At 44.7% G+C, this 1,650-nt stretch carries 2 protein-coding genes; both read left to right on the forward strand.

All coding sequences use genetic code 11. From position 1 onward, the window contains the following. A partial coding sequence (locus tag BS63_RS1000000111465; RefSeq protein ID WP_041166344.1) for an LPXTG cell wall anchor domain-containing protein occupies positions 1–519 on the forward strand: 519 nt, incomplete at its 5' end. A gap of 211 nt (positions 520–730) precedes the next feature. Beyond that, positions 731–1,650: YSIRK-type signal peptide-containing protein (locus BS63_RS01000000111170; RefSeq protein WP_032798623.1), on the forward strand; the 920-nt coding region annotated here is incomplete at its 3' end.

A 1,650-nucleotide genomic window follows, 5' to 3' on the forward strand; every position in this document is an offset into this window, starting at 1 on the left:
CCGGTAGCGCCAGAGCCGCCTAAGATGACAACGGTTGAAATCCCAGATAAACCCACTGAGCCCAAACAACCAACGCCACCGGTAGCGCCAACACCACCTAAAACCATTAATATTGTTGTACCTAAGAAACCAACTGAGCCTAAGGCACCAACGCCACCAACAGCTCCAGTGCCACCTAAGACAATTACAGTAGAAGTGCCTAAGGTACCAACCAAACCAAACGAACCTACCAAACCAAACGTTAAATGGCACAAGAACATTGTCGTTGAAAGTGTCAAGGAACCAAAACCTGAAACACCAACAACTCCTAATGTTCCAAATAAACCTTCTAAACCGGTTGAACCAAGTAAACCAGTTAAGAATGAAAGTCCAAAACCAGTCAAGGCAACACCAGTTGCGCAAGAAAGCTTGCCACAAACTGGTGATGCAGAAGGCTATGGTTTGGCAGTCTTCGGACTAGGCATGGTTGCCTTCGCTGTTTCAACAATGTTGGCTGCTAAAAAACGTCGGGAAGACTGATTAAGTTTTCATACTGCATCTCTTCTTTCCGCATGATATGCGATAAATCAAGAGGACCATTCAGATGGTCTTCTTTTTTTGCTCTTCTTTCATCTTCTTTTTACTGGAGATTATGGACAAACACCTTGAAGATTAAGAAAAAGTGGGTTATAATGTAACTCGCTATTAATGTTTTAAAAAAATTACGTAAAAAATTCATGGGAGAAAACTTATGGAAAGTCGTTCGCAACGCTTCCCTATCAGAAAGTACAGTTTTGGTGCTGCCTCAGTCTTATTGGGGACAGCTGTCTTTGCCTTGACTGCTCCAACCGTATCAGCAGATGATGTCAGCAGTCAGGCTAATCCATCAGCAACTGATGTCACCCAGCCGACTGATCAGTCGGCTGAAGCCAGTGCTGAACCTGCAGCAGATACTGAAAAAGCTCAGGTTGTTTCGTCGGAACAAACTGGCACTACGACAACAATTACGAGCCAAATTACCTCATCTGCTCTGGAAGATGCTAAGAATAAGGCTATAGAAGAAGGTGTCAAGGTAGAGGAGACAGAGCCTCAGGTTCAGCCATCAGTTGATGCTGCCGAAGCTGATAACCAAGCTCAGGCTGTTATTATTAATGCAGCAGTATCCGACTACCAAAAAGCGAAGGCTGAATTTGCTGAAGCTCAGGTCGAATATAATAGTAAAAAAGCTACCTATGAAGCTAAACTAGCGGAAAAAGCAGCGGTAGATACCGCTAATGCCCAAGCGCAGGCAAAGTTTGAACAAGACACAGCAATCTACACGGCTCAAAAGGCAGCTTATGATACTGCTCTGGCCCAATATAACGATGATAAGGCTAAGTATGATGCTGCTAAGGTGATTTATGAGGCGAAGTTAGCGGAAAAAGCGGCCGCTGATGCGGCCAATGCGCAAGCACAAATTAAGTATGATCAAGATTTAGCTATCTACAAAACGGCCAAGACTTATTACGATAGCGCTTTAGCTCAATACAAAGAAGATAAAAAGAAGTACGATGAAGCTAAGGCCAGCTATGATAATAAGCTGGCGGAAAAGGCAGCGGCAGATGCGGCTAATGCCCAAGCGCAGGCTGAGTATGCCGCAGCTAAAGCCCAGTACGATCAGGACAGGGCAGC

Source organism: Streptococcus sobrinus DSM 20742 = ATCC 33478 (assembly GCF_000686605.1).
GTDB classification, from domain to species: Bacteria; Bacillota; Bacilli; order Lactobacillales; family Streptococcaceae; genus Streptococcus; species Streptococcus sobrinus.